Consider the following 14654-nt stretch of genomic DNA (forward strand, 5'->3'; position numbering starts at 1 on the left):
GAGACACTATGCGTATCAAGATCATGGCCCATGCAGTGGCCAGTCTGGCCGGCCTGGCCACCCTGACCAGCGTGCCGGCACTGGCGGGCAGCTTTGAAAAGACCGCCACCGGCCTGATCGTGCGGCCTGACAGCGGTGCAGCGAAAGAGGTGCGGCTGGAAGTCATGGCCGACAACATCATCCACGTGATCAAACTCGACCAGCCAAATAAGACGCTGACACCCTCGCTGATGACGGTAGCCCAGCCGCTGCAGGGCAGCTACAGCGTGACCGCCGCTAAAGACAAAGTAAAGCTCAAAGCCAAGCGCATGGCGGTGGAAGTCAGCCTCGCCACCGGCGCACTGCAGTTCTTCAACGCGGCCGGCAAAGCCTTCCTGACCCAGCACACGGAAAGCATGACGCCCGTATCCGTTGAAGGCCAACAGATGCTGGCGATTAAACAGGGCTTCAATCACGGCACCACCGACGCGCTGTATGGCCTGGGGCAGCACCAGAACCACCAGATGGACATGAATGGCGAAGACGTGCTGCTGATGCAGCACAATATGGCGATTGCCGTGCCGTTTGTCGTCTCCAGCAAGAATTACGGCGTCCTGTGGGATAACAACGCCATCTCGCGCTTCGGCGACAGCAAACCGTATGCGTGGCTGAGCCGCGATCTGCAACTGGCCGATGCCGATGGCGTGGCCGGCGGGCTCACGGCCAAATATTATGTGGACGGAAAACTGGTGTACAGCCGGCGCGAGAAGGATATCGCCTACCAGTATCTGAAGGATGTGGCCGAGAACTGGCCTAAGGATGCGGTTGATCCGAAAGCGGCCAATCTGAAAGTGGTGTGGGAAGGCACGATGCGCTCGCCCAAGGCTGGCGTGCACAAAATGCAGTTGTACTCGTCCGACTATGCCAAGCTGACTGTCGATGGCAAGGAAGTCATGGATGTCTGGCGTCAGGGCTGGAACCCGTGGTATCACAACTTTGAAGTAAGCTTCAAAGCCGACCAGCCAGTGCCGCTGCGGTTAGAGTGGCAGCCTAGCGGCGGCATGATTGCCATGACCCATAACGATCCCCTGCCCGCGCCCGAGCGTCATTCGCTGACCTTCTCGTCCGAACTCGCGCAGAGCATCAATTACTATGTGATCAACGGCGACAGCATGGACAAGGTCATCGCCGGTTACCACCATCTGACGGGCCGCGCACCGATGATGCCGAAATGGGCCTATGGCTACTGGCAGTCGCGCCAGCGCTACGAGACGCAGGAACAACTGCTTGGCGTGCTACGCGAATACCGCAAGCGTGGCTGGCCGATCGACAATATGGTGCAGGACTGGTTCTACTGGCCGGAAGATGGCTGGGGTAGCCACGACTTCGACAAAGCGCGCTTCCCCGATGCCAAGGCCATGGTGGATGAAATCCATCAGGCGCATGCACGCATCATGATTTCCATCTGGGGCAAGTTCTACGCCAATACCGCCAACTACAAGGAACTCGAAGCCAAAGGCCACATGTGGACCAAGAACGTCGAGAACGGCGATCTGGACTGGGTAGGCCCCGGCTACAAGAACAGCCACTACTCGCCGTATGCCCCGGAAGCACGCGACATCTACTACCGCCAGATGAAGCCTAAGCTGGTCGATCTGGGCTTCGATGCATGGTGGATGGACAATACCGAACCGGATGTCCTGTCGAATGCCCGTCCCGAGGACTTCAAGAAGCTGATCGGCCCCACCATCTACGGTGCCGGCGAGATCACCTTCAATCCGTATAGTCTGGTGCACACGGAAGGCTTCTACCAGCATCTGAAGCAGGACCGGCCTGACACGCGCCAGTTCATCCTGTCGCGTTCCGGTTTCGCCGGTATCCAGCGTAACGCCAGTGCTGTATGGAGTGGCGACACGGTGAGCCGCTGGAACAATCTGTATGACCAGATTTCGGCTGGCGTCAGCATTTCTATGTCCGGCATCGCCAACTGGACGCACGATATCGGCGGCTATGCGCAGGAAACCCGCTTCCAGATCGGCGAAGTCGGTTCGGCGCAGGAAAACCGCATTACCGGCACGCGTGCGGGCAATCCGGAAGATCTGAAAGAATGGCGCGAGCTGAATCTGCGCTGGTTCCAGTTCGGCGCTTTCTCGCCGCTATTCCGCTCGCACGGCGAAGTGGTCAAGCGTGAGATCCACGAAATCTCGCCGGAAGGCTCGCCGATGCGCGCCTCGATGGTGTGGTACGACCAGCTGCGCTACCGCCTGATGCCTTACATTTACTCGGCCGCTGCGGATATTCACTACGAATCGGGCGCCATCATGCGCGCGCTGGTAATGGACTACCCGCAAGACCCTGCGGTGCGCGATCTGAAAGACCAGTATCTGTTCGGCCGCAACCTGCTGGTTGCTCCTGTCACCACCTATGGCGGCCGTGCGCGCGATGTCTACCTGCCCAAAGGTAGTGACTGGTATGACTTCTACACCGGCCAGCTGCACCGCGGCGGCCAGAGCGTCAAGGTCGATGCGCCGGAGACGCGTATTCCTGTGCTGGTCAAGGCTGGTGCCATCGTTCCGTTCGGCCCCGTCACCCAGTATGTTGACGAGAAACCGGATGCGCCGCTCACGCTCAACGTCTACACGGGTGCCGATGGTCAGTTCACGCTGTACGAGGATGATGGTGTCAGCAATGGCTATCTGCGCGGCGAAGCCAGCCGGATTCCGTTCAGCTACAACCAGAAGACCGGCGTGTTCACCATCGGTGCGCGCAGCGGCCAGTACAAAGGCATGGTGGCAAAACGCCAGTTCAAGATCCGCTTCATCAAGCCCGGCGATTCGAGCAGCGACAACTTCGAACTGGCCGATCGCAGCGTAGACTACGATGGCCGCGCCATCAAGGTGCAGCGATGAAGGCCGCGCTGCTGATCTGCGGCACGGCACTGGCCTGCACGGCCAGTGCTGCCAACGTGTCCAATGTACGCGAAATCGTGCTCGATGCCGCGGCAGCGAGTACGCCACGCGACCATTTTGCCGACCTGTCGGTAGGATCCGACTACCCCGGCACGCTGATACGGGACGACAGTCTGGCCCAGCTCAAGACAGCACGGCAGGAACTGGGCTTTCGCTACCTGCGCTTCCATGCCATCTTCCATGATGTGCTGGGCACCTACCGTGAAGTAGATGGCCAGCCGGTCTACGACTGGAGCAAGCTCGATTACCTGTATGACCAGATGCTCAAGATCGGCATCAAGCCGTTCGTGGAACTGGGTTTCACACCGCTGGCCATGCGCAGTTCGGATCTCAGTATCTTCTACTGGAAAGGCAATACCTCCCATCCGCAGCCGGACAAATGGGTGGCGCTGATCGATGCTTTCATACGCCACGTACAGCAGCGCTATGGCGCAGCCGAAGTCCGTAGCTGGTTCTTCGAAGTGTGGAACGAACCCAATCTGGACGGCTTCTGGGAGCGCGCCGACCAGCAAGCCTACTTCGAACTGTATGCCCGCACTACCCGTACCATCAAGGCCATCGATCCCGCACTGCGGGTGGGTGGCCCATCCACGGCTGGTGCTGCATGGGTTCCGGAATTCCTCGCCTATATGCGCAGCAACGCTGTGCCGGTGGACTTCGTCACCACCCACACCTACGGCGTAGATGGCGGCTTCCTCGATGAACATGGCAAGGAGGATACCAAGCTGTCCGATTCGCCCGATGCCATTGTCGGCGATGTGCGCCGCGTGCGCGCGCAGATGCAGGCTGCGGGACAAGCCGACATGCCGCTCTACTTCACCGAGTGGAGCACCAGCTACACGCCGCGCGATCCCGTGCATGATGCTTATTTAAGTGCCCCTTACATCTTGCAGAAGCTCAAGCAAAGTGCCGGTCTGGTTCAGGGTATGAGCTACTGGACCTATAGCGATCTGTTCGAGGAACCGGGGCCGCCCACGGCGCCGTTCGAAGGTGGTTTTGGTCTGATGAATCCACAGGGCATACGTAAGCCCGCGTGGTTTGCCTACAAATATCTGAACCAGCTAGGCGAGGCGGAAGTGCCTACCGGCGACGCGCAGAGCTATGCCGCCCGTAGCAATGGCGCCACCCAGCTACTGGCATGGGACTTCCAGACGCCACAGCAGAAGCTTAGTAATCGCAGCTACTACACGCGGGTACAACCGAGCAAGGCTAGCCAGCCTTTACGGCTGGTGCTCAAGGGTTATGCTGCGGGCAAATACGCAGTGAGTATCTACCGCACCGGTTATCAGGCCAATGATGCGCATACGGCTTACCTGCGTATGGGGGCACCCAAGTCGCTGACTTCAGCCCAGCTAGAGCAACTGCAGGCGGAGACGCGTGATCCGCCACGCACGCAAGTTCTGAGTATTCCGGCCAGCGGCAAAGCCACGCTCAACGTGGCCATGCGCAGCAACGACGTAGTACTCGTCAAAATCGAGCGACGCTAGACGTTCCGCTCAGGCCAGCAGCTGATGCTGCTGGCCATATTCACGCTGTACCAGTTCCATCAACGCCGCCAGTCTGACACGGCGCGCATCACGCGCATGCAGTGCTTCTTCGCGCGTCAATTCCAGCAGTACCGGATCGCAGCGGCGCAGCACACAGCCGGTTGCCGCATAAATACCACCCCAGCTTACCCCATCCAGCCGCGCCGCCTCGTGTCGTGGCGGGTTCACGCACTCGCGCCAGGCCTGCAGACGCAGCGCCAGCGCATCCGGCAAAGCCAGCTTGCCCATATCCCGCCAGAACTGGCTATCCTGCCGCGTCGAGCGGGCATAGTGCAGAATCAGGCGGTCACGCTCGTAGCAGTAAAGCCGCTCCTGCGCACGGTTATATGCCGCAATGGCGTCTGCCTGTGCAGCCACGGGACTAGCCAGCACCTGCAGTAAATCCGTCAATCCGCGCTGTATTAACATTACTGCGGGCGCTTCCAGCGGTTCCAGCTGACCCGCTGCCTGCCCCAGTGCGACCACATTGTGCAGCCAGAAACGGCTACGGTGACCACTGCGCAAGCGCTGCAGACGGGGTTCCGCCAGTGCCGCGCCATCCAGCCGCGCTAGCAGACTGGTACGGGCAGTCGCATCATCGCAGTGCTTACGCGAGTAGATATAGCCATGTTCGCTACGATGCTGTAGCGAGATTTGCCATGCCCAGCCGGCATCCAGCGCAACCGCGACATTGCAAGGCGCGGGCGTGGCGGTACTGCGCTCGGCCGGACAAAGCCAGACCGCATCGGCGGACAGCCACTGGCTGAAGTCGACAAAAGGTACCGCCAGCTCTGCGCCCAGTAGCAGGGCTTCGCTACCGCTGCAATCAATGAACAGGTCCGCGCTTACGTTGCGACCATCACTCAGTTGCAGCGCGCTGATGCCGCCATCTGCACGACGAATCGCCTGCTCCAGTCGCCCCACATTGCGGTGCACTCCGCGCAGCATGGCAAGCCGGCGCAGATAGCCCGCATACAGCTGGGTATCGAACTGGTAGGCATATTGTGCCGCCGTGCCGTCCGGTTCCATGCCAGCGAGCATATCGAAATAGCGCTGGCCTAAATGCTGCCAGTCGCGCAGTTCCGTTCCTAGCCGGTAGCTCCCCAGCGTCGCGCGCAGGAAGTCCGCTTCGTCGATACCCACCATGCGATGGAATTCGCGCAAAGCCGCACAACTGGCCACACCGATGCCTATGCTACACGTAGGCGCAGCCTCCACCACCTCGACATCGACCGTGCGCTGGCTGGTGACCAGCGCCAGCGCCGCCATCCAGCCGGCCGTGCCACCGCCGAGTATGACTATGCGCTGATATGGCTGCATCAGTGCGATGCCTTGATGGCGCGACCCTGCACATCGTAGCTAGCCGCGTCAAGATGAATGACGACACTGCTGGCCTGTGCATCGCGTGCATGAGCAGCCAGTGTGACGCGGTAGTCGCCCGCAGCCACCAGCCAGCGCTTGCTGGCACTATCGAAAGTGGCCAGCAGACGTGGATCGACGCTCAGGCTCACGCTAGTGCGCGCACCGGAGGCCAGATTGACCTTACTGAAGCCGCCCAGACGTTTGGGGGCTTCCCAGCGCGCCTGCACGGGTGCCACATAAATCTGAGCCACCTGTTTGCCGGCCAGTTTGCCCGTGTTACGCACTTCAAAGCTGGCCTGCAGACGGCCATCGCGCACTTCTGCGCGCAGGCCCGACATGGCAAACTCGGTGTAAGACAGGCCAAAACCGAACGGGAACAGGGGCGTTTGCTGTTTCAGGTCGAACCACTTGTAGCCGACTGCTGCGCCTTCGTGATAGTCCACCTCGATGCGGGCATCGGCCTGCTCCGGATAGCCATCCAGTTTAGGGCGCGGCAGTTGCGCTTCGCTGACTGGGAAGGTCATAGGCAGGCGGCCGGACGGATTGACTTCGCCAGTAAGTACGCTGGCAATGGCTTCGCCACCCTGCGTGCCTGGATACCACGCCTCCAGCACGGCGCCTGCCTGTTCCAGCCAGGGCATGGTCACCGGGCCGCCCGTCTCCAGCACTACCACGGTACGTGGATTCGCTGCCGTAACGGCGCGGATCAGCGCATCCTGCTGCTTGGGCAGCGCCAGATCCGGCACATCCATGCCTTCGCCCGTCCACTGGGTAGCGAACATCAGCACCACATCACTGTCGCGCGCCAGCGCTGCGGCACGCACAGGATCACGGCCGTCATCAAAGCGCAGCGTGGCTTTGCCCAGCTTGCGCTGCAAAGCCTGATACGGCGAAGACGGATAAATCATCACGGGGCCAGGCCAGACTTTCGGTTCCAGCTCCGGTACCGCATTGCCTCCTTGCGGATACACCAGCGAGGAACCACCACCCGCCATCACGCCCTTGTCGGCATAGCCGCCTATCACGGCAATGCGGCGCGCACCATCTGCCAGTGGCAGCAGCTTGTCGCGGTTCTTCAGCAATACCATACCTTCCTGTGCGGCGTGCTGGCTGGCCGCGCCGTGTGCGCGAAAATCGATCTGCTGCGGCGCCACCGTCACCGGATGGTCTATCACGCCATGCTCGAACATGGCACCGACGATGCGCAATGCCATGTCATCCAGCCGTTGCTGCGGCACCCAGCCGTTGAGCACAGCTTCCTTGAGCGGCGGGCCAAAATAGTCGGACAGATCGAACGGCATGCCGGACTGCTGATCCAGCCCTGCATTGGCGGCCGGTATCGTGCTGTGAGTGGCGCCCCAGTCCGACATGACCCAGCCCTTGAAGCCCCACTCCTGCTTCAGCACCGTATTCAGCAAGTAGCTGTTCTCGCACGAATAGGCACCGTTCACGCGGTTGTAACCGCACATCACGGAGCCGGGCTGGCCATCTTCATAGGCGAGCTGCAAAGCCAGCAGATCGGACATGCGCGCGGCGCTATCGTCGATCTTCACATTCAACGTAGTGCGGTTGGTTTCCTGATCGTTGAGCGCAAAGTGCTTGAGCGTTGCTACCACCTTTTGCGACTGGATGCCGGCAATCTGGGCACCTACGATGCGCCCCGCCAGCAGCGGGTCTTCTCCAGCATATTCAAAATTACGGCCATTGCGCGGCTCGCGCAGCAGATTGACGCCGCCCGCCAGCAGCACATTGAAACCGAATTTGCGCGCCTCATCGCCTATCAAAGCGCCGGCCGCACGCGCCCCTGCCGTGTCCCAGCTGGCCGCCGTACTCAGACCGGAAGGCAGCGCCGTACCTTTGCGCACGTCTGGCCCCGGCTGACTGGCTACACCCAGACCCGCATCGGTTTCATATAGCGGCGGTATGCCCAGCCGTTCTATCCCGTCGATGTAGCCAGCCGACTGCGGCCGCGATCCGGCTGGCCGTTTGCTCTTTTTCCAGTCCGAGTCAGCACCTAGATAGCCATACACCAGCCGCAGCTTCTCATCCAGCGTCATCGCCTGTACCGCCAGTGCGGCCCGCTGTGCCGCGGGAAGTTTGGCGTTCATCCACGGCTGCGCCGGCGCAGGCGCATCGGCATAAGTGGTAGTAGCGCTGCAGCACAGCAGCACAGCGGCGCAAATCTGGCTTAACGGGGTGGAGATTTTCATATTCACTCAAATAAAAAAGGGGCAGCAGCGGCTGCCCGAACTACCCTTGCGGGGCAGAGGGAGATGTCTACATCCGCCAACAGGGCCGGACGACGACAGCACAGCTACCAGTTCATCGGCTGGCACTCACCAGCGCTTCGATAATGTCACCATATACGGGCACGGCGCGGCCGCGATCGAACAGGCCAGACTGATGGTTAGTCGTATAGCCATTGTCCCAGTACATCGGCACAATGCCACGGCTATGGGCGGCGCGCGTCATGTAACTGTCCCAGTACTTGCGCTGGCTGCCGGACGGATCAAACTCGCTGCGCAGAATCGCCGAGTATTCACCCAGCAGCACCGGTATGCCCTGCGCGATAAAGGCTTTGCGCAGCTTCTCGAACTGCCCGTCCGTATAAGCTTCGTTAGCCCAGCCGGACGGATTGGCGGCACTGCCCCAGCGCCACACGCCGCTCTTTTCATCCAGCGCGAAATCGTAAGGATCATAGTCATGCACTTCCATCATCATGCGCTGTGCCGTGCTGTCATGCGGCAGCGTGGCATTGCACTTGAGGGTGTAATTGATGTTGGTATTAAAGCCCTGTACCACCAGATGGCGGCGCGCATTGTTGCCACCGGTAGCGCGCACTGCATCGATAAAGGTCTGGTTATAGCTATTCTGAACGGCGCAGTATTCACTGGTCGGGGCGCCATAATCGCCGTCCACCATGACCTCGTTGGTACCGGCAAACAGCAGGGTATCGCCATAGTCGCGGAAGCGGGTGGCTATCTGCTGCCAGAACTTGCGCGTACGCGCCTGCGCCATGTTCTGGGCTGCGTAGGTCGGCTGCATCCAGCCGCCGTCCCAGTGCAGATTGATCATCACAATCAGCCCGGCCGCGCGTGCATCATCAACCACCTGCGCTACCCGCTCCATCCATTGCGGGCTGATATTGTCCTGCGCGTCTGCATACACTTTCCACGATACGGGAATACGCACGCTGCGGAAGCCGGCCGCCTTCACGGCATCGAATAGCTGGCGGGTCGCGGGCGGATTACCCCACGCAGTCTCCTGAAATGCCTTACTGCCCCAGACATAGGGATGCTTGCTATCGATCGCTTCCAGCGCATTCCCGAGATTCCAGCCCGGCGACATCAGCGACGAGAACTGCATGCTGGTCAGTTCGCGCATGGGCTCCGCTGCCGGGGCGCTGCCCGTTTCTGCAGCACTGGCCGGCAGCATAGAACCGCCTGCAAACGCCAACGCCACACTCAGGGCAGATAGAAATAATTTCATTAAAGTCTCCGTTCAGGTTACGGGCGCTCTGGCGGCGCCACCGCGCCGGCCCCGTAGCGACGTCGCGCCAAGGACCAGTTCTATACTGGCATTGTGCGAGCCGCGCCGTGCACCAGCAATTGCGAAATCCCGCAACCATTCAAACGAAATTGCGCAGCGATGGTTGCAGCGCGCCAGATTGAGTACTATCGCAACATCTCTACAAGACAGGAGTTTGATCCATGCGTTTATCCCGCTTCCGCCTGCTGCCTTTGCTGCTGGCTCTCAGCTGGCAGGCCCACGCCCAGACGGCACAACTCGACCTGTGGCCGGAAGGTGTGCCGAACTATCGCGCCAACGCAGGCGCCGAGCATCATGATGGCGAGCGTATCAACAATATCTCGCACCCTAGCCTGACGGTCTATCCCGCATCGGTCGACCGGCCCGCCCGCACGGCCGTGATTATCTGCCCCGGTGGTGGTTACGCCTATCTGTCCTACACTCGCGAAGGCCAGCAGTACGCGCAATGGCTGTCCGGCCTTGGCGTGACGGCCTTCGTACTGAAATCACGCCTGTCGGACTATGGTCATCCAGCGCCGCTGCAGGATGTGCTGCGCGCGATCCGCACGGTGCGCGCCCATGCAGCGGACTATGGCATTGCGCCTGACCGCATCGGCGTAATGGGTAGTTCAGCGGGCGGCCATCTGGCGGCCAGCGCCGCCACGCTATACGACAATCCGGCAGGCCGCACCGGCGCGGCGCTCGACAGCATCAGCGCGCGGCCCGACTTCCTCATGCTGATGTACCCCGTGATTACGATGGCACCTGCAACTACTCACATGGGTTCGCGCCAGGCGCTGCTGGGGCAACAGCCGAGTGCAGCACAGGTACAGCTGATGTCGACCGAGTTACAGGTCAACGCAAAGACCCCGCCCACTTTGCTGATTCACAGTCAGGATGACGATGTGGTGCCGGTCGAGAACAGCATCCTGTTCTATCAGGCGCTGACCCGCGCCCGTGTACCGGCCGAGATGTATCTGTTCGAGCGGGGCGGACACGGCATGGCGCTGCGCCCCGGTCTGGGCAATGCCTCGAACTGGACCAAACGTGCCGAAGACTGGCTGGCTAGCCGCAAGCTGATCGTCCAGTAAGCGCGGCGCGTGAAAACTGGCAAACCAGCTCAGGGCTGGCTTGCCAGCATACGGGCGAGTATAGGCTGCATGGCTTCGGCCCAGATGGTATAGCCCTGCTGCTGCGGGTGCAGCAGATCTGGCATCACGCTCGTGCTCAAGCTGCCATCAGCCGCCAGCATCGCGCTATTCAAGTTAGCAAATACCACCTTGTCGCCGCCGGCCAGAGCCGCCAGTTTCAGGTTAATCTGCTCGTTGATACGGCGCAGTACTGCATCGGCACTGGCTTCACGCGGGAAGATAGCCAGCAGCAGCACGCGCGTCTGCGGCAAGCGTTGGCGCAGTTCCTGCAAAATGTGCTCAACTCCTGCTGCCGTCACTTCGGGCGGATCCTGCCGGTCACCCGTATTGTTTGTGCCGATCATGAGCACGGCCACCTTGGGCTGCAGGCCATCCACCTCGCCATGCTGCAAGCGCCACAGCACATTCTCCGTGTGGTCGCCGCCATAACCCAGATTCAGCGCGTGATAAGGCGCGTAATACTGCTGCCATACCACCTTCCCCGCATTTTCCCAGCCTTCCGTAATCGAATCACCGATAAACACAATCTGCGGCGGCGTGCCAGCCGCCAGCATCTGCTGCTTGAGCGCCAGTTTCTGTTCATGCCGCTGCATCCAGCGCGGCATCGCCCACGCCTGATTGAGCGGGCTAGGTTCAAACGCGATACGGCGGTAGTCGGGGCAAGACTGGTTAGGCTTGCCGTGCGCAACGATGCGTACATTCGCCAGTGCCACTTCGCCTGCGCCATTGGCTTCCAGTGCGAACGGCACTTCCACCTTGCTGAAATCATCTTCGCTGCGGGCAAAGCAGCTCAGCGAGAACGATAGATGCTGCCAGCCTTTGCCCTGCAATGCGCGCCCGGCCACAACATAAGCCACTTTGCGCTGGCAGCTTGCGCCACAAGCCAGCTTGAAGTCTATGCCGCCCTGCTCTAGCTGCGCCACACGCAGATCCAGTTCCAGCGTGGCGTGTGGCACCAGTGCCCGCAGATCAAGTGGTTTCGCCGGCGTTATGCGCAGCGCCGCGTACCAAGCCTGATCCCACTTCAGTAGCAGTGCATTGCGCCGCTCAGACTCGTGCTGCTGCACACTGGCGCTGCCACCGGGGCCGCTCAGTGCCAGCGGAGCGCCCGCCTGCATAGTCCCGGACTGGTCGTGCGCCACCAGTATAACGGGCAGCGAACCCGACTTCTGACCATTGTAAAGCGACAGATCGGCAGTACCAGCCTGCGCCGCAGGCTGCATGCCGACAGCTAAGATACCTACCGCCAGCAGATGCCCCGCCAAGCGCACTAGCCAATGGGAAGCGAGGCGAGGCGATACCGGCATATTCCGGTGCAGAGTTTTACGCATTGGGCTAGCCTTTCAGACAGTGATTTTCAGGGCGAAGGCATACGGCAGTGCGGGCCGGTCAGCGGGCAGGTGCACCAAGAGTCCGTCATCCTGCTGGGTGTAGGCGAGATTCTTCGCGCCGCCGAGCAGATGTACCGCCCGCACCGGTACCTGTCCGCGCCGCAACTGGCGTAGCAGCACCGTGCCGCGCTCCGGCCAGCCCATGACGAAGGCATACAGCTCATTATCTTTGCAGGTATAGCGGATATCCACGCTGCTAAAAGCGATCCCCTGCCCTTCATTGAAGCCCTGCTTGCTCTGGCTGGCCGCAGCTTCCAGCACCGGCCCTTCGCCCGCTACCCGCCACGGACGACTATCGTAGATGGCGGAACCATACACGGCCATCCACTGCCCGATCTCTTCAACTACCGCGCGTTCGCGTTCATCGATGCTGCCATTGCCGCGCACCGGCACACTCAGTAGCAGATTGCCGTTCTTGCTGACCACGTCGATCAGCATGTGCACCACCGTGCGCGCGCTCTTATAGCCATTGGCATCGTAGATGCGCCGATCGTAATGCCAGTTACCGATACAGGTACAGGTTTGCCACGGCAGCGCTTCGATCTCGTTGCTCTGGCCCCGTTCAATATCGAGCACCATGCACTGGCGCTGCTGCGCATCGAGCAGTTTTCCGTTGATGACCGCTTCCAGTCGCCCCTTGCGGGCGATGCTCAGGTTGTAGATATCGGCCGCCAGCCGCAGCCCCACATCGCTGACGGGATGCAGCGGCAGCACGGTATCGTCAAAATACACCAGATCGGGATCATAGTTCTGCACCAGATCCATCACGCGGGCACGGAACTGTTCCACATACTCGGCGCTCGGTAGCGCCACGCCACCGCGCCAGTGCCATTGTTCGTCCCAGATACCGCTCTGCTGGGCCGGCGCACTTAGAGGATGATTCTGCGCATACAGCCCTTGCGGGTCTAGCCCCTGCCACCACTTGCCGGCACCATCGGCGCGCTGCAGACGGCCGTCGTACGGCACACCGGCCAGCGGCCCGTGCTTGTCGGCGCCCTGCGCCACTTCGTACCACGTCCACGCATGGGCAGCGTGAACGCTGACACCGAAACGCAACCCCTGCCGCCGTGCGGCATCGCGCCAGCCGCCGATCAGATCCTTGCGCGGACCGACACGGGTGGAGTTCCACTCCGGCTGGTAGCGGCTATCGTACAGATCGAAATTATCGTGGTGATTGGCCAGCGCGACAAAATAGCGTGCGCCTGCGCGGCGATACAGCGCCAGTAGCTCGTCGGGCTGCCACGCGTCGGCGCGCCAGTTACCGATGATGTCCTTGAAGCCGTGCTGCGACGGATGGCCATAGTGCTTCAGATGGTGCTGATAGGCTTCGCTATCCTGCTCATACATGGCGCGAGCATACCAGTCACCGTATTCCGGCGCACACTGAGGACCCCAGTGTGCCCAGATGCCGAATTTGGCATTGCGGAACCAGTCCGGCGTGCGGTACTGCGCCAGCGAGTCCCAGTCAGGCGTAAATTGCGCAGCACGTTCGGGTGCTGCAAACAGATAAGGCGAGGCAGCCAGCGCCGGTATCGCGGCGGCCAGCTGTTTGAGAATTTGACGACGTTGCATGCTGGCCGCTCCGGTTATAGGTCTGCGCTCTCTTAGCGGCGCGCGCTGCGCGTCGCCACGTCCACCCACACGGCAAAGGTCAGGATCAGACCCTTGACGATCATCTGCCAGTAGGCATCCACATCCAGCATGGACATACCGTTATCAAGGCTGGCCATGACCAGCGCACCGATCAGCGCACCGTGCACGGTGCCGGCGCCGCCGCGCATGGAGGTGCCGCCGATGAAGCACGCTGCAATCACATCGAGCTCGCCGGCCGTACCGGCGGAAGGCGAACCAGCCGCCAGACGGGCCGTGTTGATCAGGCCACCGAGCGCGCACATCAGGCCCATCAGACCGAAGATCCACAGCTTGATGGCGCGCACATTCACACCGGACAAACGGGCTGCTTCCATGTTGCTGCCCAGCGCATAGATGCGGCGGCCGAAAACAGTCTGGGTAGCGATGTAGCTGAACACACCTAGCAGCACCAGCAATAGCAGCACCGGCAGCGGAATGCCTTCATAGCTATTGAACAGGTAGACAAAGCCACCTACGGCGGCGGCCGTCGCCAGCACACGCAGGCCGTCCGTCCATAGGCTGCGCAGCGGCAGGCGGTGCAGTGCCAGCAAGCGGCGCTGCTGCCACACCAGCAGCACGTCCAGCGCTACCAGCAGCACACCCAGAGCCACGCCCAGCGACGGTGGCAGATAGCCCTGCCCCAGTGCCGTCAGCTCGGGCGACACGGGTGCGATGGTCTGGCCTCCGGATACGCCCAGCAGCACACCACGATAGGCCAGCATGCCACCCAGCCCGACGATGAAGGAAGGAATACCTGCATACGCTGTCAGATAGCCGTTGAACAGCCCCACCAGCAAACCGCAGAACAGCACCAGCGCCAGCGTGGCCGGCAGTGGCAGATGGTGGTTCACATCGAGCAGCGCAGCGGCGCCGCCCAGCAAACCCAGTAAGGAGCCCACCGACAGATCGATTTCACCGGCGATGATGATGAACACCATGCCGCAGGCAAGAATGCCGGTAATCGCCATCTGCCGCATCAGGTTGGACAGATTGCGCGCGGTAGCGAAGTCGCCCTCCGTCTTCCAGCTGAAGAAAGCCCAGATCAGCGCGATGGCCACCATCAGCGCCAGTAGTTTGTATTGCGTGAACAGCTGTTTGAATTGAGTGTTTTTCATG

9 protein-coding genes are annotated in these 14654 nt (G+C 61.1%); 3 read left to right on the forward strand and 6 right to left on the reverse strand.

Annotation, left to right across the window (positions count from 1 at the left end):
• Positions 1–8 precede the first annotated feature (8 nt).
• Entirely contained in the window at positions 9–2888 is a 2880-nt protein-coding gene (locus ABNT42_RS14795; RefSeq protein ID WP_348698201.1) for a TIM-barrel domain-containing protein, read from the forward strand.
• Positions 2885–4435, forward strand: coding sequence for a beta-xylosidase (locus tag ABNT42_RS14800; RefSeq protein ID WP_348698203.1), 1551 nt, complete (start codon positions 2885–2887; stop codon positions 4433–4435). Before ABNT42_RS14795 ends, ABNT42_RS14800 begins: the two co-directional genes overlap by 4 nt.
• A gap of 9 nt (positions 4436–4444) precedes the next feature.
• On the opposite strand, the gene ABNT42_RS14805 is transcribed toward ABNT42_RS14800, so the two are convergent.
• From ABNT42_RS14805 to ABNT42_RS14815, 3 genes are all read right to left on the reverse strand, one after another.
• Positions 4445–5794: a tryptophan halogenase family protein gene (locus ABNT42_RS14805; RefSeq protein ID WP_348698204.1), complete on the reverse strand. Its 1350-nt coding sequence runs from the start codon at positions 5792–5794 to the stop codon at positions 4445–4447.
• On the reverse strand, positions 5794–8046 hold the full coding sequence (locus tag ABNT42_RS14810; RefSeq protein ID WP_348698206.1) for a glycoside hydrolase family 3 C-terminal domain-containing protein: 2253 nt from the start codon (positions 8044–8046) through the stop codon (positions 5794–5796). The genes ABNT42_RS14805 and ABNT42_RS14810 overlap by 1 nt, the downstream gene beginning before the upstream one ends.
• A 112-nt stretch (positions 8047–8158) precedes the next feature.
• A complete protein-coding gene (locus ABNT42_RS14815; protein ID WP_348698208.1) occupies positions 8159–9325 on the reverse strand; it encodes a glycoside hydrolase family 5 protein in 1167 nt (388 codons plus the stop codon).
• Between the two features lie 221 nt (positions 9326–9546).
• Here ABNT42_RS14815 and ABNT42_RS14820 point away from each other — a divergent pair, with 221 nt between their 5' ends.
• Complete coding sequence (locus tag ABNT42_RS14820) at positions 9547–10455, forward strand: alpha/beta hydrolase (protein WP_348698209.1); 909 nt, start codon at positions 9547–9549, stop codon at positions 10453–10455.
• A 29-nt stretch (positions 10456–10484) separates the two neighbouring features.
• Here the strand turns inward: ABNT42_RS14820 and ABNT42_RS14825 are convergent, their stop codons facing one another.
• Genes ABNT42_RS14825 through ABNT42_RS14835 form a run of 3 tightly spaced genes read right to left on the reverse strand, consistent with a single transcriptional unit; the run spans position 10485 to position 14653 of the window.
• Positions 10485–11846 carry a GDSL-type esterase/lipase family protein gene (locus ABNT42_RS14825; protein WP_348698211.1) on the reverse strand — a complete coding sequence of 454 codons (1362 nt, stop codon included), beginning with the start codon at positions 11844–11846 and terminating at the stop codon, positions 10485–10487.
• A gap of 12 nt (positions 11847–11858) precedes the next feature.
• Positions 11859–13478: an alpha-L-fucosidase gene (locus tag ABNT42_RS14830; RefSeq protein ID WP_348698212.1), complete on the reverse strand. Its 1620-nt coding sequence runs from the start codon at positions 13476–13478 to the stop codon at positions 11859–11861.
• Positions 13479–13510: 32 nt separating this feature from the next.
• A complete protein-coding gene (locus ABNT42_RS14835) occupies positions 13511–14653 on the reverse strand; it encodes a sugar ABC transporter permease (protein WP_348698214.1) in 1143 nt (380 codons plus the stop codon).
• Position 14654: the final 1 nt, after the last annotated feature.

Origin of the sequence: Duganella fentianensis (genome assembly GCF_964031615.1) — a bacterium.
GTDB classification, from domain to species: Bacteria; Pseudomonadota; Gammaproteobacteria; order Burkholderiales; family Burkholderiaceae_D; genus Rugamonas; species Rugamonas fentianensis_A.

Coding starts and splice junctions, on each gene's coding strand:
- ABNT42_RS14795 (WP_348698201.1), top strand. CDS start 9: ATGCGTATCAAGATCATGGCCCATGCAGTGGCCAGTCTGGCCGGCCTG.
- ABNT42_RS14800 (WP_348698203.1), top strand. CDS start 2,885: ATGAAGGCCGCGCTGCTGATCTGCGGCACGGCACTGGCCTGCACGGCC.
- ABNT42_RS14805 (WP_348698204.1), bottom strand. CDS start 5,794: ATGCAGCCATATCAGCGCATAGTCATACTCGGCGGTGGCACGGCCGGC.
- ABNT42_RS14810 (WP_348698206.1), bottom strand. CDS start 8,046: ATGAAAATCTCCACCCCGTTAAGCCAGATTTGCGCCGCTGTGCTGCTG.
- ABNT42_RS14815 (WP_348698208.1), bottom strand. CDS start 9,325: ATGAAATTATTTCTATCTGCCCTGAGTGTGGCGTTGGCGTTTGCAGGC.
- ABNT42_RS14820 (WP_348698209.1), top strand. CDS start 9,547: ATGCGTTTATCCCGCTTCCGCCTGCTGCCTTTGCTGCTGGCTCTCAGC.
- ABNT42_RS14825 (WP_348698211.1), bottom strand. CDS start 11,846: ATGCGTAAAACTCTGCACCGGAATATGCCGGTATCGCCTCGCCTCGCT.
- ABNT42_RS14830 (WP_348698212.1), bottom strand. CDS start 13,478: ATGCAACGTCGTCAAATTCTCAAACAGCTGGCCGCCGCGATACCGGCG.
- ABNT42_RS14835 (WP_348698214.1), bottom strand. CDS start 14,653: ATGAAAAACACTCAATTCAAACAGCTGTTCACGCAATACAAACTACTG.